Source organism: Phaeodactylibacter xiamenensis (assembly GCF_000759025.1).
GTDB lineage: Bacteria > Bacteroidota > Bacteroidia > Chitinophagales > Saprospiraceae > Phaeodactylibacter > Phaeodactylibacter xiamenensis.
Genome location: NZ_JPOS01000038.1, coordinates 73,305 through 91,942, shown reverse-complemented (window position 1 = coordinate 91,942; position 18,638 = coordinate 73,305). Strand labels below are relative to the sequence as shown.

Sequence of the window (18,638 nt, the reverse complement as noted above, 5' to 3'; positions counted from 1 at the left end):
ATGAGCCGTGTCATCTACATCATGGGCGTTGCAGGAAGCGGGAAGTCGACCATTGGTCGGCAGTTTGCCGAAGCTACAAGCCTTCCTTTCTACGACGGGGACGATTTCCACCCCGATGCCAACGTCGAAAAGATGGCCGCCGGCCAGCCGCTAACAGATGAAGACCGGGCTGACTGGCTGGCAGCCATACACCGGTTCGTTGTCGAAAAACTCGAAGCGGGGGAGTCCTTAGTGCTGGCCTGTTCTGCCCTAAAGGCCCGGTACAGGGCCACCCTCAGCGCCGGTATTGAAGCCCAAACCACCTGGATCTACCTGGAAGGCAGCTACAACCTGATCAAATCCCGGATGGAAGCCCGCAGGGACCACTTCATGCCCCCGGCCCTGTTGCAGTCTCAGTTTGATGCGCTTGAGCCGCCTGCTGATGCGGTGGTGCTGAGTATTGATGCGGCTCCGGAGGTGTTGGTGGCGCGGTTAAAAGAACGAGTTGCAAATATTCAGCGTAGTCTGTAAATCGCATTTTCTGCCTTTGTTTGCCCCAACCCTAAAGGGTGCAAAGCCAGAAAATGCACTGGCTCCCTTCAGGGATGGGGCAAAACAGGGCATTTTCTACTCATTTTTCCATGTATGCTAAACAGTTACAACGAGTTTTTTTTAATAGCTTTCCTCTTGGGTAGTGTAGACTAAGATGGGAACTTGTACAAACCATTAATCGTTTATTATCTGAATAAAATACCAGGCGAAATAGAAAAAATTGAAGTCATTATGAGTGAAATTCCCGCCGCACAGCAACCAGAATTTATCAGCGCGCTAGATGCTTATGAAAACAGGGGCGCTGATAAAAAGACAAGGCAAACCTGCATAAATATGATTCGGCTTGGCATGGAAATTAACTTGATATGTGAAGCCCTTGAAGTTGATGAAGACTATGTGAAAAACGTAATTACTGATTTAGATCAAAATACCTATTAGGCAGTATTCTTCCCCTCTCTGAACTAACAACCTACACCGCCTTCATCGACAACTGCACCCGGCCCCGCTTCAGATCCACGTCCATCACTTTGACCATGACCTCCTGATTCAGGGTGACCACATCGGCCGGATTTTTCACAAACTTGTTGGCGAGCTGACTGATGTGCACCAGGCCACTCTCCTTGATACCGATATCCACAAAGGCACCAAAATTGGTGATGTTATTGACGATGCCCGGCACGACCATACCGATTTCCAGGTCATTGATGGTATGAATATTGGCGAACTCAAAGGTTTTGGCCGTACCCCGCGGATCGAGGCCCGGCTTTTCCAATTCCTTCATGATGTCGTTGAGTGTCGGCAGACCTACCGTCTCAGATGTGTAGCGCCGCAGGTCGATCTGCTTCCGCAATTTTGGCTGATCGATCAGGTCTTGTACCGTACAGCCCAGGTCTTTAGCCATCTGCTCCACAATCGGGTACGTCTCCGGGTGCACTGCCGTATTGTCGAGTGGATGCTTGCCCTCCCGTATGCGCAGGAAGCCCGCCGCCTGTTCAAAAGCCTTTTCCCCCATGCGCGGCACTTTCAGCAACTGCCGCCGGGATTGGAAAGGCCCGTTTTCAGACCGGTAAGTCACGATGTTTTTGGCCAGCGTTGGCCCCAGACCGGATACGTACGTGAGCAAGTGCTGACTAGCCGTATTCACATTGATGCCTACGGAGTTCACCGCGCTTTCCACGACCTGATCCAGGCTTTCCTTTAACCGGGTCTGATTGACATCGTGCTGATACTGGCCCACGCCTATACTTTTAGGATCAATCTTAACGAGTTCCGCCAGCGGGTCCATCAGGCGGCGGCCAATAGAGACTGCGCCGCGCACGGTCACATCCTCATTCGGGAACTCCTCCCGGGCAATTTCAGAAGCAGAGTAAATAGACGCTCCTGCCTCATTCACTGAGAAGATATCCAGCTTACGCCCAAAGTCAATAGCCCGGCAGAGGCTCAGGGTTTCCCGCCCTGCTGTACCGTTACCCACTGCGATGGCTTCAATCTCAAATTGCCGTACCAAATGCTTCAGGGTCTCCGTCGCCTGATACTGATCTTTTTGAGGCGGATGAGGATAGATGGCGGTATTGTCCAGCAGATTACCGCTTGCATCCAGCACCACCACTTTGCAGCCGGTACGGAAGCCCGGGTCGATACCCAACGTACGCTTTTGCCCCAGGGGAGCCGTCAGGAGCAATTGCCGGAGGTTGGTAGCAAATACGCCAATCGCTTCCTCATCAGCCTGTGCTTTGGAAAGATTGCGGAATTCGGTTTCGATACTTGGGCTAAGCAGGCGCTTGTAGCCATCCTGCACCGCCTCCTTCACCTGCCGGGCAGCACTGCCGTTGCCCTCCACGTATTTGCGTTCCAGGCGGTAAATGGTATCGTCTTCATCGGGCGTCACATACACCCGCAGGATGCCCTCCTCCTCTCCCCGGCGGATGGCGAGCATGCGGTGGGACGGGCATTTCTTCAGCGGTTCCTCAAAATCGAAATAATCGCGGTACTTCGCGCCTTCCTCTTCTTTGCCACGCGCCACCTTGGATCGGATGGTCGCCTCCCGGCGAAAGGCTGCCCGCACGAGGTTACGGGCCTTTTCGTCTTCATTTATCCATTCAGCAATGATATCCCGCGCACCCTGCAAAGCTTCTTCCACATTAGGCACCTCATCATTCAGGAAAGGTGCTGCAGCCCGCTCTGCATCCCGATCCTGTTTCCGGAAGAGCTGCTCTGCCAACGGCTCCAATCCTTTTTCGCGAGCTACGGAAGCCCGCGTTTTACGTTTGCGCTTGTAGGGCAGGTAAAGGTCCTCCAGCGTAGTACTGTCGTAGGTCTGCTCAATGCGGCGGCGCAGGTCATCGGTGAGCTTACCCTGCTCTTCAATGGCCGACAAAATGGTTTCCTTGCGTTTTTGGAGGTCCTCCAGTTGCTTGTGCTCCCGCTGTATTTCAGCAATCTGCACTTCATCAAGCGAGCCTGTGGCTTCCTTACGGTAGCGGGCAATGAAGGGGATGGTAGCCCCGTCCACTAAGAGCTCCAGGGTATTTTTGACTTTGCGGATGGGCAGCCCGGTGCGTTCGGCCACCAGCTTCAGGAGGATATCGGATATCATTGGGTATCGGTTTTTTTCGAAGGGCAAATGTAAGCATCCTCCGCTAAACCCAGGCTTATTTTCCGGCTTCAATGAGCAGAGCGAGCGGCGGGGAGGCTTCATCCACATACACTTCTCTCCACTTAATACTATTAAAACCAGCATGTTGCAGCAGTTCCTGCCAGCCCGCTTTGGTCCAACGGTACCAGGCGTAGCCCGATTGAAAGGGCTGTTTCATAGCCGACCAATCTTCAGTCGCCCAGCTGCCAGGCGGTGCAGCCAAAGGATAATCCGGATGCAACGTTTGGATGACCCACCGGCCATTTGCTGTAAGCAGGCTGTACACCACTTTAGCCAGCGCAATAGTCAGGTCTTTGCCAAACAAGGCGAAATTGCAAACCGCCAGGTCATAAGGGGGCTTCAGGCCCTCAGGCAGCCCACTGAGCAATTTTTCATAGGAACAGGTGAGGTATTGGGCTCCGCCTTTGCGTTGTGCATTTTCAATCAGCCCCGGAACACCATCAATGCCGGTCATTTCCACCCCAGCTTCAGCCAGGACCCGGCACAGCCAGCCTTCCCCACACCCAATATCCAAAGCACGTTGGGGTTTCAGGCTCAGGGAGGCATCCACTATCGCTTGATTCGTTGCCAGTGCACGGGAGGGGATATCTCCGTTCTCCAGGGTAGCAATCCATGGCTTGGCATTAAGCTGCCAGGTTTTAAGGATATCTGTTTCAGAATACGCCATATTGGTAGCATTAGAGCGGGGAACAGCGGACGAAAATAACGCCACTGTTCCCCGCCTTTCAACTTATAAATATTGTGAAGTCCCTTCTAAAAAACAGCTGTTTAGATCTCGGGGTCTTCCGGTGTGTTGGTGTTGTTGGCCCGCTCGCTGTCCGGGTACGGATAGAAATTGCGGTTGCGCTCTTCATTGTCGGTATTGGGAGCCGGGCGGCCAAAGCGGCGGCTGTCCTCCAGGCGCAACCCGGACATCATAAGCTCAATACACCGATTGGCATAGATGGCATCAAGTACCGCCTCCTGCGTTTCTGCTCCGTTGTAAGCATCAAGGCCGGCACCTACCCCGAAGGCATCCTCGGTGGGCTGTTTGGTCAGCACTTCATTCAGCGCATCAATAGCCTCTCCTACCATTCCCTTGCGGGCCAGCGCCTCGGCACGGATGAGCGCCATTTCCCCAGGCAGGTATACCGGGATAGCCTTGTCTGGCGCATCCCAGAACGCCGCCGCACGGAAATCGTTGTTGTCAGGGGTCAGGTTCTGAAAGTAAAACGGCAGGCGCTGATCGCCAGCATCCGGTGCCAGCCCATCAGGCAGCCCGAGGGTGAGGTCAACCGGCTGATAGACGTTGTTGGTCAGGATAGAGACAAAAGCGATGGGGTTGGTATTGACCGCATCGTAGGCAAAAGTGGACATGGAGGACAAGTCAACCCGGTTCGCGGCCTCAATAGCAGCGTCGTGGTTGCCGAGCATGTTGTGGTACCGCGCAAGTAGTGCATTAATGGTGTTAATAGCGTCAATACTAGCAGGGGTTTTGTCTAAAAACGCAGCGGACACCGGTGCTGCGTTGACTGTACTGCGTGCCGCTTCCAGGGTTGCAATCGCATCTTCCAGTGCCGCTTCACGGGAGCTAAACACGGCATTTTCTGCATTTGCCAAAGGCAGCTGCTCAAAAAACTGAGCCAGGGTGCCATTAGCCAGCGCCTTGAAAATCGCACCGGTAGCGATTAGCCCGGAGCGCACCCCGGCATCCGGGATTTTTTCTGCATTCGCCAGTATCTGATCGGACTCATTGCGGACCAGCAGGGCTTCTTCCCAGAGATTGGACACCACGCCGTTGGTACCGATCAGCTCATCTTTGCCAATGGACAGGGCGTTCTCCTCACTGTTGCCCGGGTTGATGAGGCGCAGCTCGAAGGTCGTAAAACCAGCGGCTGTCACGGTAGTATAAACCGGGCTCTGCCGCCCCACACTCCAGCGTTTTTGAATACCCACTGCCAGGCCGATGAGGCCATCAGGGCTGTTCAGCACCTGATCTTCGGTGGCAGCGCCGGGATTGGTAAAATCTGTCTCACAACTGGCCAAAAGCATCAGGGCCATTAGCAGGCTGCTGAGGGTTTTATATCTTGAAATCATCATAGTTTGCTTTTTCTGGTTCTACAGGTTTAGAAATTGGTACGGATGTTCAGGGTATATACCCGTGGGATGGGCACATTACCGAAATTGACGTTCCGCATCAGGTTACTTTGCCCACCGGCATTGGTCTCCGGATCGTAACTGGTGAAGTTGTCAATGGAGAAAATGTTCCGGCCGCCTACCGAGATGGTCGTATTGCTCAGCACACCGCCGATATCCGGGATGGTGTAGCTTACAGACAACTCCCGGAGCTTAGTAAAGGAGCCATCAGAAATCCGCCATTCCAGGATGGGATACATGGCCCAAACCCAGCCCCGCGGCAGTTCGCCGGATAGTTCCTGCTCAGCAAATTCCCCTATGCCTACGCCCTGACGGGTCCGCTTGTCGGCGTCGAATACGTCCTGCCCTTGTACGCTCTCGATTACAGCTGTAATTCCGAAGCGCTTGTAGTTGAAGGTGGTGCTACCGCCTAGGATGTAGTCGGGGTTAGGGTCACCAATAACCTGCTGAAGAGGCGTACCTGTTGGCTGCCCGTTTGCATCCCGCTGTGGCATATTGGTAGCAGCATCGCCCCGCTCCTGCTGCAGGAAGCCTTCCGGTGTAAGTAGCGGATCGCCGTTGTCGTCACGGGCAATATAAGTCCCAAAGAATACGCCCAGCGGCTGATCGTCAACCAGGAAGATCGGTGCACCGGTTACGTTAGGCACCGCTGTACGCGCCTGTCCAAGGTTGGTGACGCGGTTGCGGTTGCGGGAGAAATTGAGGGAGATATCCCAGCTAAAGTCACGCTTGCGGATAGGCGAGCCATAAAGCAGGACTTCCACACCTTTGTTTTCCAGCGACCCCACGTTAGTTGTAATGGCACTACCGCCCTGAGAAGCAGCTAGTGAACGGCTCACGAGGAGATCGTCAATATCCTGATTGTACCAGGTGAGGGACATGCCAAGGCGGTCCTTCAGGAAAGAGATATCTGCACCGATTTCCGTTTCTGTATTCACCTCGGGGCGCACATCCGGGTTGGCCAGGGTACTGCTTTGGTTGATGGCTACGCTGCCTGCAAGGTTACCGGTGTTATAGGTAGAGAAACGGGCGTAAGGCCCGATGGCCGTCAGGTTACCTGCCTGTCCCCAGGAAGCACGGAGCTTGAAGAGGCTGATAGTCCTGCCCAGCGCGCTTTCCTGCCAGAAAGGCTCACTGGATAAAACGTAGCTGGCACTCACCTTAGGGTAAATGATATTGCGGTTGTCTTCGCTAAAGGAGCTGGCTGCATCCACCCGGGCTGCCGCAGTCAGGAACAGGCGGTCGTTCAGCCCAAAAGTTTGCTGCAGGTAGTAACCCCAGATGCGCAAGCGGTCGGTATTGGCCGACGGGTTGAGAATGATACTCGCACCATTGACCGTTTCCACAAATGGCGCCAGCCCGCGGCCCTGGGCCACCGAGAACGCATTCTGAGAATACTGGTCAGAGAAGCCTGCTTTGGTAATAGATACCAGGCTGCTGCTGATTTCCTTCTCATACGAGATATTGATATCGTTGTTGATCAGGAAAACGTTGTTGTTCGCCGTAGAAGCATAGCCATCGTCGAAGTAGGTAGGATTGACCGGAGCGTATGGATAAGGAGGGATGAAGATATTACCCTCCTGATTGTACGCGTCTACCCCGACTATGTAGTCGATTGTCAGGCCTTTGAGCGGAAAGAGTTTGAGCTGGAAGTCAGAAATAGCCCGGTTGACCGATTGTGTGATGTCAAAATCTTCGATAACGCTGAGTGGGTTCACCCGGGTAGGCTCCACAGACTGCAGATTGCCCAGCTCATCCCGCTGCGTGATATCCCAAATGTTGTTGGTAATATTGAAGGCATTGATTGGGGACCAGAAGACGTTGCCGTCCGGCCGTTCGTTGGAAAACGAATTGTTATAATTCAGCCCGATGGAGAAGCTCGCCCAGTCGTTTACCGACTGATTGAAGCGGAAGCGGGCACCATAACGCTGAAAATCCGTATTGCGGATGATGCCCTCATTGAGGGTATACGACAAGGATGCATAATAATTGGACTGCTCATTGCCGCCGCGTACCGAAAGGTGCTGATCAGTTCCATAGCCGGTATCAAAGATCTGATCCTGGTAATCGTAGCGGGTCACTGGTACTTTCTCTGTGGAGAAATTGGCGCCAACGGTAAGGTTTCCGTCCTCGTTTGTCCCTGCAATAGGGTAAAGGCGCTGATCCGCGCTGCCGAACTGTTCGCCCCTCAGGTTGACGTAAACCGGTTTGCGTAGCTCGTTAACGTTAAAACCGGAGGAATAGCTAAAAGAAGGCTTGCCGGCCTTGCCCCGCTTGGTGGTAATGAGCACCACCCCATTGGACGCCCGTGAGCCGTACTGAGCCGCCGCCGCAGCACCGTTGATAACCGTAATATCAGCGATATCATTCGGGTTAATGTCTGCCAGTCGGTTGGTGCCCGGCTGAGAGGCGCCGCCGCCAACGTTGATATTGGTCACATTGGTGGTATTATTGCTAATGATGACACCGTCGATAACGTAAAGTGGTTCCGAAGAGCCCAGGAGTGTACTTGCCCCCCGCAACTGCACGCTGAAGCCACCGGCAGGGTCTCCAGAGTTTTGCGTAATACGTGCGCCTGGAAGCTTACCCTGCAGTGCGCCGGTCACGCCCTGTGGGTTGGCCACGGTAAGCTTATCAGACTTCAGCACATTGACCGCGTTGCCGAGCTGCTTGCGCTTGGTGGTTACGGAAGAGCCCACCACAACGACTTCCTCCATGTCCATGACATCATCGACCAGGCTGATCTCCAACGTAACTTCCGGTGCAGCCGCGCTGATTTCGAACGTTCGCCTTACCGGTGTGAAACCCACATAGGAAATCTGAAGCTGGTACTTACCGGCTTCAGCTTCCCCCTTGATGGCAAACTGCCCGTCTATATCGGTGACCGAGCCCAGCGCCAGGCCTTCTACAAAAGCAGAAGCTCCAATAAGCGGGTTGCCGTCATAATCTTGCACGGTACCACTGACCGTAAAGTTGATTTTCTGCGAAAATGCCAGCAGTGGCAGCCCCAGCATGAGGAGCATCAGGAGCGGCATCTTCGCCTTGAGTAGGCTTTGTTTCATAATCTGTTGTTTTTGTTAATAGCGATTGGTGTAAAGTGTTATTTGGTATTGATTCTAAGCCTTGCCCGAAATGCGGTATTTTATTGAGCCTTACCGCCAATTTCAATGCATAATACAGCAAATAATTAAAATTAATGCCATTTTGTTTGCAACTTTATGCAAGTTTTTAAGAAAACTCCGTGCCCCTACACTCGTGATCGGGTTATTCAATTATTTTAAGCAAACCCAAACTGAAGAAATAAAAGCATGCTAAAACCGGAAAGACAGTTGCTAATTTTAAGGGAAGTCAATGTGCACAATAAGGTTCTGCAAACTGATTTAAGTGAACTCCTGAATGTTTCAGAGGACACTATCCGCAGAGACTTGCAGGACCTTGCAGAAAGCGGCAAGCTTAAAAAAGTACGGGGGGGCGCCATATCCAACTCCTTTCAGATGGTGGGCACTACGGAGCTGGAAATTTACGCCTATGCCGAAAAGACGGCTATTGCCCGCAAGGCAATAAGCCTTTTCCGCAACGGCATGCACATCCTTATTAGTGGTGGCACAACCAACCTGGAGGTAGCCCGCCTTTTGCCTCCGGGGCTGAAAGTCACCTTCTTTACCGTAAGCCTGCCTGTGGCAATGCAGTTGGCCCGGCATAGCGACAGCGAGACGCTCTTCATTGGTGGCCGTATCTCGGGCGATGCGCAGATCAGTACCGGAGGGGAAGTCATCAAAAAGTTGCTCAGCCTCAGCCCGGACTTGTGCCTGCTTGGGGCCAACAGTATTGACCCCATCAACGGCCTGACGGATAGCGACTGGGAAGTAGTGGAAGTCAAACAGGCGATGCGCGAAGTCTCGGGCCAAACCGCCGCACTTGCTATTTCTGAGAAGCTTAACACCAGCACTAAGATGCGGGTCTGCCAACTCAGCGAACTGCAGTACCTCATCACGGAACGCCCACCGGACGACCCCTTCCTTACCCCTTTCCAGATTCCGGGCCTTACGTTACTCTAATAACTGCACCATGCCTGTACAAACCGGCCTAGACCAACTCCTGCATAATACAGCCCTTCAGCAGACATGCGGACAGCATATCGGTTATCTTTGCCACAATGCCTCCATAACCGCTGCGGGGGAAGATGGGCTGTCTGCTATGCACCGGGTTTTCGGCCCCCGGCTGCGGGCTGTTTTTTCGCCTCAGCACGGCCTGTTTGGGGAAGCGCAGGACAATATGATCGAAAGCCCCCACTACATCCACCCCTTCTTCCAGATACCGGTACATAGCCTTTACGAAGCCGACCGCTCCCCTACCCCGGCCATGCTGCAGGGACTGGATCAGGTCATTGTGGACTTGCAGGACGTAGGGGCGCGACCTTACACCTACATTTATACTTTGCAACTGATGATGGAAGCCTGCGCCAAAGCCCGCATCCCCGTTTGGGTCCTCGATCGCCCCAACCCCCTTGGAGGCATACGGGTTGAAGGCAATCTGCTGGATTTGGAGTACCGGTCTTTCATCGGGCTGTCCCCTTTGCCCGCGAGGCATGGCCTGACGATTGGAGAGTTTGCGCTCCTGGTCAATGAAGCCACCGTAACACCCTGCGACCTGAAGGTGGTGGCGATGGCCGGTTGGCATCGTGCAATGGGCTTTGAAAAAACGGAGTTGCTGTGGGCCAACCCCTCGCCCAATATGCCTGCGTTGCTGACCGCCCGGGTTTTTCCGGGCATGGTCTTTTGGGAAGGTACCAATTGGTCGGAAGGCCGGGGCACCACCCGCCCGTTTGAAGTCTTTGGCTACCCGGGATTTGATCCTTATCAGGCCCTGCCCGGCCTGGAATCTGCTTTGCTGAAGAGCGGGTTGCGTGGCTTTCGGCTACGGCCCATCTACTTTGAGCCGACCTTCGAAAAACATGCAGGCGAGCGCTGCGGGGGCTATCAGCTGCACCTCCTGAATCTCCAGGATTTCCGGCCCTGGCAGTCCGGGCTCTGTATTCTGCAATACCTGTTCCATTTGCCGGAAGCCCGGCTCCGGTGGCGGCAGCCGCCCTTCGAGTACGAATACAAGCTATTGCCTATCGACATCCTTAATGGCAGTAACGAGGTCAGGCTATGGATAGAAAACCGTGAGCCCCTGAAGGCACTCCGGGAACTTGAGTTGCAAGGCAGATCGGAATATATGAAGCAGCGGGCAGCAGTATTGCTTTATGACTGATCAGGCGATGAGCACCTTTACCCCTTTATCTTCCATGGCCCGTCGGGTCGCATCCGGCAGCCCCGCATCAGTGATAATGGTATGTACCGCTTCAAGGTCACAGATTTTCCCAAACCCCTTCTTCCCAAATTTACCGGAGTCTGCAAGAATGACTGCCTGAGGAACGGCTTTAATCATCTTTGCATTCAGGTGGGCTTCCATCATGTTGGAGGTGGTCAGGCCAAAATCCGGGCTAATGCCATCTACACTCAGGAATAGTTTAGTGCAGGCAAAATCAGCCAGCATGCCTTCCGCGTAGTGCCCCACTACCGACGCACTGCTCTTACGCACCACACCGCCCAGTTGCACCAGCTCTACCTCCGGATGATCCAGTAAAGCCAGGCTAACATTCATGGCACCGGTGAGCACGGTGAGCTTCATCGTTTTGGGAATGGCTTGGGCAAAGGCGCGAACAGTTGTACCCGACCCAATGATGACCGCTTCTTCCGGGTGCAGTAATTCCACTGCCCGGACGGCAATCCGCTGCTTATCCTCCACCCGGATTTGCATTTTCTCGTCAATGGAGCGGTCATTAACGTAGGTGTCCGGCAGGCTTGCCCCCCCGTGGGAACGCAGTAACGCCCCTTTTTCCTCAAGCAGGCGCAGGTCTTTGCGCACCGTGACGGTGGTGACGTCCATGGCTTCGCTCAGTGCCGCCACACTGACTGCCCCTTTTTGCCGCAAGGCATCCAAAATGAACCGGTGGCGCTCCGCAATTTGCATAGAATACTGTCTAAGTTTCAAACAAAGGTAAAAAAAGAAAACTAAACTTGCTTTTATTTTCTTTTTTGTGCACTTTTGAAGGACAAAAGAAACAAAATGAAAAGAAACGAAAATATAGCAAAAATAAAAAATCAGTCTGAGCCATGGGATCTTGCCGTAATCGGGGGTGGTGCATCGGGGCTGGGCATTGCGCTTGACGCGCTTTCCCGTGGTCTTTCGGTCGTTCTTTTGGAGAAGGCAGACTTTGCTAAAGGAACTTCAAGCCGAAGCACTAAACTGCTGCACGGCGGGGTCCGCTATCTTGCGCAGGGGGATGTTTTCCTTGTGTTGGAAGCACTGAAAGAACGGGGGCTTATGATGAAAAATGCACCTCACCTTTCCGGTAAGCAAGCCTTCATTATCCCGATTTATACACGCTGGGACCAACTGAAATACGGGGTCGGGCTCAAGGTGTATGACCTGATGGCTGGCCGCTTGCGTATTGGCCGTTCCCACATTATCTCCCGTAAGAAGGTCGTCGAGAAAATCCCCACCATTAAGCAAGAGGGGTTACTGGGAGGCGTGGTCTATTACGATGGGCAGTTTGATGATGCCCGCTTGGCGGTTGCGGTTGCCCAAACCTGTTCGGATATGGGTGGCTGCGTGGTGAATTACACCGAAGTGACCGGGCTGAGCAAAGCTGCCGATGGAAAAATCAATGGTGTGGAAGCCAAAGACCTTGTTGAAGGAGAAGCTTTTTCTATCCCCGCCAAGTCGGTCGTAAATGCCACCGGAGTATTCTCCGATACGATCCTGAAAATGGATCAGCCGGGCGTTCGAAAGTCCATCCTTCCGAGTCAGGGTGCTCACCTTGCATTGGACCTGTCCTTCCTTGGCGGTAAAGATGCGCTGATGATCCCGGAGACACCGGACGGACGGGTGCTTTTTGGCATCCCATGGTTTGGCACCCTTATTCTGGGTACCACCGATACACCACGGTCTGAAGCAGAGGCCGAGCCCAAGGCCCTGGAAGAAGAAATAGACTTCATCCTGGAAACTGCCGCCGACTACCTGGTCAAACCGCCGACGCGGGCCGATGTGCTTTCGGTTTTTGCCGGATTACGCCCCCTTGCGGCGCCCAAAACAGAGGGCGCTGCGACCAAGGAAGTCTCCCGCAGCCATAAAATTGTGGTGAGCGACAGTGACCTCTTCTCTATACTCGGTGGCAAGTGGACGACTTTCCGGCAAATGGGAGAAGATATGGTGGATGAAATCCTGAAGGTGAAGAAAATGAGTGCAAAAGGCAGCACTTCAGCCCAAATCCGGCTCCACGGCTATCCCAACGGGCACCCCCCGGAAGGTCATTGGCGGGTCTACGGCAGCGAGGCGAAAGCCATTCAGGCGCTGATCGCTGAGCAGCCCGAATTACAGCAACCCCTTCACCCCAAATATCCTAACACCAAAGCCGAGGTCGTTTGGATGGCAAGGCACGAAATGGCGCAGCGTATTGAGGATGTGCTTGCCCGCCGTCTGCGTACCTTGTTTATGGATGCTCAGGCTGCTTTGGATATGGCAGCGCCTGTAGGCAAAATCCTGCAACAGGAGCTGGGCAGGGACGATGCGTGGTATGATAAGGAAATGGCTGATTTTCAGGCGGTGGCGCGGGGGTATTTGTTGGTTTGAAACATCGCTACCTTCCGTAAGTAGCAGCCGAAGTAAATGGCTGAATAGATTACTCTGAAGTCTCTACCGGAATCTGAATAGGCTCCTTTACCAGCTCGCAAATAACACCTTGATTGTTTAACAGGTGTTGTATTGATGAGATGTTATCTGGCATTTGGGCTATGGTTTCGGCTGGAAAATCCAGGGTAACCCTAATATCATCTAACAGCTCTTTCTGATCTACCTTCAATCCAACCCCATGATGCCCCAACCACCAACATACAGTTGACAAAGAAGCGTTGCTCAAGGTTACATCCCCATTTGAAAGTAGTTCGGTCCCACTGTTCTTTTGGTTGAGGTTTGGTGCCTGTTCCACGCTACGGAATATCAGTGTCTTCTTTTCAACCTGTTCCAGCTGAAGTTCAAGGTTATATCTATTCATCAGTTCTTTAGCTATCCGCTGAAAAAGAGCATATTCAGCTAGCTCAGACTTACTGCCCGCTTTTATTCTGATTAAGGGGACCTTCTCTAATTCGATTAAGTCTTTTGATATGCCTGATCCTGTTCTTGCCAGACAGTGGTAGAGAACATCCCGAAGTGGATATTGAGCGGTAAAAACAAAGTTTCCTCCTCCCATATAACGACTGGAATCTTCAAAACTAATCTCTTCTATCTGGATAAATATTGTTTGACATATACTCTTCATAGGAAGGATAATAAATATGGCTATGATGGAAGCTATGCAGTGTTGGATCATCCTCTACTAGCTTTTATATCTCATTGCCGAAACCCGTGAGCCAGGCAATCTGAAATCTATCCCTAATTAGTCACTAATTTTCTGAACTGGCAACCGTTTTATACTACAAATCACACCCGCACTTTTCATAATGGCAACTACCTTTTCTATAGGAGAACTATAGGAAAAGACTTCATCAGAAAGGTTCATGAATATTTTTTCATTCAGCAACAACTTATCCAAAACCTTTACACGTACCCCCCTATTGATCAATTTCAAACATAGCGTAGACAAGGATGTGCTATCAAAAACTGTGCTTTTAAGGCCCGTTCCTGACTGGTCCCTCAGTTTATCAAAGCGTTCTTCTTCTAACCCCGTTATGACGATTACATCAATTAATGCATCGTTCTCCATTAATTCTGATAACAAATAATCTTGAAGAAGTCTTTTTAGACCGTGCTCAATGTAGTGCGAAATGGGTCGTGGCATCCGGCTTACTACTTGAAGTCTAAAAAGAGGATTGTGCTTTAATGAAATCTGATCATCGCTGATGGGTTCACCGTAAAGTGCATATAAGTTTCTCAATACCATACTCAAGCTATCTTCCATATGCAGCTGCGTATTCCGGTCCCATTGACCCCCCTATTCCGATTTGGTCTGACCCCCCTGTTCCGGTGTCATTGACCCCCTAAATGTGGAAAACATTCCGGTCTTACTGACCCCTCCAGTGTTAATAACATTCCGGAGTCACTGACCCCCATCTGCAAGGCGCGGGCGATGTTGGTTTTAATCCTTAATCTAGCCAAAAAAACGGCTGGATGAAGAGCAAAACCAAACGTATGGACGAGATACGCCAGATATTAGAGACTTACCATGCCTGTGGTTATTACAAGCGCACAGCCAGGCGCTTGCAGGTATCCAAAAACACCGTTAAAGGCTATGTACAACGTGCAGAGGCCATCTACGGCACTGTAGCCCAGGCCCTTGCCGTTGAAGATGAGGCGCTGCAAGAAGCGCTGTGCCAGCCTGCAGCTAAAGCGCGCCCTTTCCGGGAGCAGGCTTTTGACGCCCAGCTGGAGCATTGGTGCGCAGAGCTGAGGAAAGTGGGCGTCACCCGCTATCTGCTGTGGCAGGAATACCGGCGCTCGCACCCAGATGGCTATGGCTACACCCAGTTCTGCGAGCGGCTCAGGCGGCACCTGCAGGCCAAAGGCTTGTCGATGGCCCTTTCGCATAAGCCAGGCCATGCAGTGTACCTGGACTTTGCAGGGAAGACAATGCAGTGGGTGAGCCGGGAAGACGGGCAAGTGCACGATTGCCAGGTCTTGGTAGCGGTGCTGCCCTACAGCCAATATACTTTTGCTGTCGCGCTGCCCTCCCAAAAAGTGCTGGACTTAGCCCACGGCATCACTGAGGCCCTGCTTTTTTTTGGCGGCGTGCCGCAAGCCATCCTCTCGGACAACCTCAAGGCTTTTGTAACCCGCTCGGAGCGTTATGAGCCTGAGTTCAATGAGCTTTGCGTACAGCTTGCAGCCCATTATGGCTGCGGGCTTGAAGCTGCCCGCCCAGGCAAGCCAAAAGACAAAGCCAGCGTAGAGAATATGGTCAGCACGGTCTACAAGCGTGTTTATGCGCCGCTGCGCAACGATTCTTTCCATAGCCTCAGCGAGCTGAACTATGCTATCGCCCAGGCTGTGGCAGCGCACAACCGCCTGGCTTTCCAAAAGCGCCCGGGCTCCCGGCTGTCTTGCTTTGAGGCAGAGGAGAAGCCGCTATTACAGGCCCTGCCCAGCCACCGCTTCGAAGCCAAGAAGAGCGCCTCTGCAAAAGTCCAGCGCAACTACCATGTCTTCCTTGGCGAAGAGAAAAACTTTTACTCCGTGCCTTACCAGTACGTAGGCAAGCAAGCCCATGTCATCTACACCTCAAGGGCTGTAGAAGTCTTTGTGGGGCAAAAGCGCGTGGCTTCGCACCAGCGGCTGCCACCACACGGCACGTACCTCTACCAGACCCAGGAAGCCCACATGCCCCGCAGCCACAAGGAATGGCGCAAAGCCCAGGGCTATGACGCTGCCTACTTTGCAGAGCAGGCACAAAAGATAGGCCCGGCTACTGAATGGGCAATGGGGCAGGTGCTCCTCTCGCGTGCCCACCAGAGCCAGAGCTACAACTCCTGCCGGGGCATCCTGGCCCTGGGCAAAAAATACACCCCATTGAGGCTGGAAAGGGCTGCCGTGCGCTGCCGGGGCGCTGGCAAAGCATCCTATGGCATGCTCAAGAACATCCTCGAGCGCAAGCTTGACCAGCAGGCGCAGCAGCTGGATGCCTTCTCTCCCCCTGAGCATAGCAACATCCGCGGCCCAAAGGCTTATCAATAACATTTAATCCATTAAAATCAATAATCATGACCAATGCTTCTTTGACACTGATGCGGGAGCTTAAGCTTGCCGGCATGGCAGACGCCTACCAGGCTGTCCTTCAGCTCCCCATTAACAAACAGCTCCAGGGCGACGAGCTTGTCGCCCGCCTCATCGATGCCGAACAGCAGCACCGCCAGGCCAAGCGCATGAAAATGTATACACGCCTGAGCAAGCTGCGCTACCAGGCTAACATCCAGGACATCCAATGCTCGGAGCACCGCAACCTGCCCCGCGCAGCGCTTGCAAAGCTCAGCGAAAGGGCATGGATAGAGCGGGGCGAGAACCTCTTGATTACCGGGCCTACCGGCTGCGGGAAGTCTTTCCTGGCTTGCGCCCTGGGGCACCATGCCTGTTCCCTTGGGCTGCGCACGCTCTACTTCAATATGAACCGGCTCTGCGAGGAAATCACGCTGGCACAGGCTGACGGGTCCACCATCAAATGGCTCAACCGCTTAAAAAAAGCAAGGCTAATTATCCTGGACGACTTCGGCTTACAGCCCATCTCCCACAAAGTCAAGCTATTGCTGCTCCAGATACTAGAGGACCGCTACGAGCACAGCGCAACCCTGATCTGCTCGCAGCTGCCTGTGGCCAAATGGCACGAGTACTTTGATGAGCCTACTATCGCTGACGCTATCCTTGACAGGCTCGTGCACAGGGCACACCGGGTAGAACTGCGGGGCGAAAGCTTGAGGAAATCAACAAATAACCTATCTTCGTAACTAACTTACCAACATCCCCGCCCAGAGCAAAAGTGCTCAGTTATCAACAGGTCTTTGATCCTGACAAGCAGCGCTTCGTCAGTGGGGGTCAATGAGACCGGATAGAGGGGGTCAGTGACTCCGGAATATGCATGCAGCCCCATAGAATTGGTTGAGAACACACCAAGAGGAAGAACAGCTTCATCGGGCGCTATTTCCTGATGAGCAATGATCATACTTTGAGCGTTTAAAGAGCTACTTAACAGGAGTAAAAAAGTGATGAAAAGCAACTTATCCATGGGTGCAAATTGTACGGAGTCATTACTGTTTAAACGGAAGTGCTCTCTTTGAAAACGGTGTATTTATGTTTTTTTTAACGTCTTAGTTTTGAAATTTCAAATCTACCGTACTAATTCATGGCGCTAGGGTCTTTGAAATAATGACTTTAATACTACTCGTTCTGACATAAAAGCTTTTTGCATTTTCAATCCGTACGTTTGTTCTAATATCTCAAGGTAGTAGCTTGATGGTTGACCTTTTTTCAGCCCTACAAATAACCGATCATCAAAAGCAGGACCTTTGAAAACCACATTATCTCCAAACTCGACTTCTAAAAAGCGGACTAGTTCATTCACACTTATACCATTTCCCAACCAGTAGTCGGCTCTTTGCTGGAAGGCATCTAAGCTAGACTGGTTTTTAGATAAATTCAGCAACTCTGAATCAGCAACCTCAAGAACCCAATATTGTCTGTTATCCATTACTCTTCTTATTTCAAACAAATAAAGTTGGCTCAAAAGATCAATTAGATTAGTTTCGTTCAAACCAAGACCTGAAGATTTAATCTCTAACACAGGGTTATAAATCAAGCTGTCAGTATCTACATTTGAGTATGGAATATCCAAAAGGGTCGCAATAATGGTTGATAAGGTATCTCTCATTACAGTAAAACCAAAACCATTACTAAAACTCACCAAAGCCACCGAATCCTCTGCGTCAACTTCTTTTATTGAAAACAGCCTGGTTGCCTTGCCCTTCCGATGTGGTGATTCGTTCTTCCGATTCATGGATACAACCCGATCTGGTAGACTATAATCATAATGATATTCAGCAATCAGCTTTTCTATGTTTGATTTAACAATATCTTCTGGTCTTCCCTGCAAGAGTATATTGCCATCCGGCGCGATTAAAAAACAATGTATGACCTGGGATTGAACCTCAAACCCCTTCCTCGTCAGGTAATCATAATCTGTAGCCAGATGACTGAAATGGTAGCCTGCCAATTCACTCTGCCATAATTGGCTTATCATACCAATTAATGTCAAGTTATTATACGACTTCATCTTTTGGTAGAAGTTGTTTGTATCCAGAACGGAATCAGCCTGATTGATATAAACGAACATGAGAAAATTATCGACTGGTATTTTGGGTGGCCTACCTACACCTATCCAATAATCAGCAATGATCGGTGGGGCGATGCTCATTTCTCGATTTTGCGCAGCGACAAGACCAGTTGTCTGTACGATCCAAAAAAAAATTAGACTGTATTCTAGTAACTTTAAAGCATATTTCGAAGGAAAATTCATTTTTTACAGCTTTTACACACAAAATTTAAGATTTAGCATAATCATTAATTTACCCTGCCGAACAATCATTTTCCCGGTTAGCAATGTCCACAATTCCTTGACAACCAACTTTCGGTTTCTCCAAATATGCACAAGTGGATTGAGCCGTAAATGCCTGACCACTTAAAGTGCAGCATTTGCAAGGGCTTCAGGGGCAAGAAAACTAGCAAGTAA

At 51.8% G+C, this 18,638-nt stretch carries 15 protein-coding genes; 7 read left to right on the top strand and 8 right to left on the bottom strand.

Annotated elements, in window-relative coordinates; genetic code table 11:
- Both IX84_RS15225 and IX84_RS15220 read left to right on the top strand, forming a co-directional pair.
- A complete protein-coding gene (locus tag IX84_RS15225; RefSeq protein WP_044222570.1) occupies positions 1-510 on the top strand; it encodes a gluconokinase in 510 nt (169 codons plus the stop codon).
- A 183-nt stretch (positions 511-693) separates the two neighbouring features.
- On the top strand, positions 694-969 hold the full coding sequence (locus tag IX84_RS15220; RefSeq protein ID WP_152605082.1) for a hypothetical protein: 276 nt from the start codon (positions 694-696) through the stop codon (positions 967-969).
- Positions 970-1,000: 31 nt separating this feature from the next.
- Here IX84_RS15220 and IX84_RS15215 read toward each other — a convergent pair whose 3' ends face one another.
- From IX84_RS15215 to IX84_RS15200, 4 genes are all read right to left on the bottom strand, one after another.
- Positions 1,001-3,127, bottom strand: a complete 2,127-nt coding sequence (locus IX84_RS15215; protein ID WP_044222564.1) for a Tex family protein — start codon at positions 3,125-3,127, stop codon at positions 1,001-1,003.
- Between the two features lie 55 nt (positions 3,128-3,182).
- A complete protein-coding gene (locus IX84_RS15210; protein WP_052516037.1) occupies positions 3,183-3,854 on the bottom strand; it encodes a class I SAM-dependent methyltransferase in 672 nt (223 codons plus the stop codon).
- 101 nt (positions 3,855-3,955) lie between these two features.
- Positions 3,956-5,266 carry a RagB/SusD family nutrient uptake outer membrane protein gene (locus IX84_RS15205; RefSeq protein WP_052516036.1) on the bottom strand — a complete coding sequence of 437 codons (1,311 nt, stop codon included), beginning with the start codon at positions 5,264-5,266 and terminating at the stop codon, positions 3,956-3,958.
- A gap of 26 nt (positions 5,267-5,292) precedes the next feature.
- On the bottom strand, positions 5,293-8,385 hold the full coding sequence (locus IX84_RS15200; RefSeq protein ID WP_081968776.1) for a SusC/RagA family TonB-linked outer membrane protein: 3,093 nt from the start codon (positions 8,383-8,385) through the stop codon (positions 5,293-5,295).
- 267 nt (positions 8,386-8,652) lie between these two features.
- Here IX84_RS15200 and IX84_RS15195 point away from each other — a divergent pair, with 267 nt between their 5' ends.
- Both IX84_RS15195 and IX84_RS15190 read left to right on the top strand, forming a co-directional pair.
- Positions 8,653-9,381 (top strand): DeoR/GlpR family DNA-binding transcription regulator, encoded by a 729-nt coding sequence (locus IX84_RS15195; protein ID WP_238578286.1) that lies wholly within the window; start codon positions 8,653-8,655, stop codon positions 9,379-9,381.
- Between the two features lie 10 nt (positions 9,382-9,391).
- Positions 9,392-10,579, top strand: a complete 1,188-nt coding sequence (locus IX84_RS15190; protein ID WP_044222558.1) for an exo-beta-N-acetylmuramidase NamZ family protein — start codon at positions 9,392-9,394, stop codon at positions 10,577-10,579.
- Here the strand turns inward: IX84_RS15190 and IX84_RS15185 are convergent, their stop codons facing one another.
- Complete coding sequence (locus IX84_RS15185; RefSeq protein WP_044222555.1) at positions 10,580-11,341, bottom strand: DeoR/GlpR family DNA-binding transcription regulator; 762 nt, start codon at positions 11,339-11,341, stop codon at positions 10,580-10,582.
- 96 nt (positions 11,342-11,437) lie between these two features.
- On the opposite strand from IX84_RS15185, the gene IX84_RS15180 reads away from it, so the two are divergent.
- Positions 11,438-13,003 (top strand): glycerol-3-phosphate dehydrogenase/oxidase, encoded by a 1,566-nt coding sequence (locus tag IX84_RS15180; RefSeq protein ID WP_044222551.1) that lies wholly within the window; start codon positions 11,438-11,440, stop codon positions 13,001-13,003.
- 49 nt (positions 13,004-13,052) lie between these two features.
- Here the strand turns inward: IX84_RS15180 and IX84_RS15175 are convergent, their stop codons facing one another.
- Both IX84_RS15175 and IX84_RS15170 read right to left on the bottom strand, forming a co-directional pair.
- Positions 13,053-13,739, bottom strand: coding sequence for a hypothetical protein (locus IX84_RS15175; protein ID WP_044222548.1), 687 nt, complete (start codon positions 13,737-13,739; stop codon positions 13,053-13,055).
- 66 nt (positions 13,740-13,805) lie between these two features.
- On the bottom strand, positions 13,806-14,327 hold the full coding sequence (locus tag IX84_RS15170; protein WP_044222545.1) for a hypothetical protein: 522 nt from the start codon (positions 14,325-14,327) through the stop codon (positions 13,806-13,808).
- A gap of 230 nt (positions 14,328-14,557) precedes the next feature.
- Here IX84_RS15170 and istA point away from each other — a divergent pair, with 230 nt between their 5' ends.
- Both istA and istB read left to right on the top strand, forming a co-directional pair.
- On the top strand, positions 14,558-16,096 hold the full coding sequence (istA, locus tag IX84_RS15165; protein WP_160213725.1) for an IS21 family transposase: 1,539 nt from the start codon (positions 14,558-14,560) through the stop codon (positions 16,094-16,096).
- 26 nt (positions 16,097-16,122) lie between these two features.
- A complete protein-coding gene (gene istB, locus IX84_RS15160) occupies positions 16,123-16,860 on the top strand; it encodes an IS21-like element helper ATPase IstB (protein ID WP_044220117.1) in 738 nt (245 codons plus the stop codon).
- Positions 16,861-17,261: 401 nt separating this feature from the next.
- On the opposite strand, the gene IX84_RS15150 is transcribed toward istB, so the two are convergent.
- Complete coding sequence (locus IX84_RS15150; protein WP_044222540.1) at positions 17,262-18,425, bottom strand: hypothetical protein; 1,164 nt, start codon at positions 18,423-18,425, stop codon at positions 17,262-17,264.
- Positions 18,426-18,638: the final 213 nt, after the last annotated feature.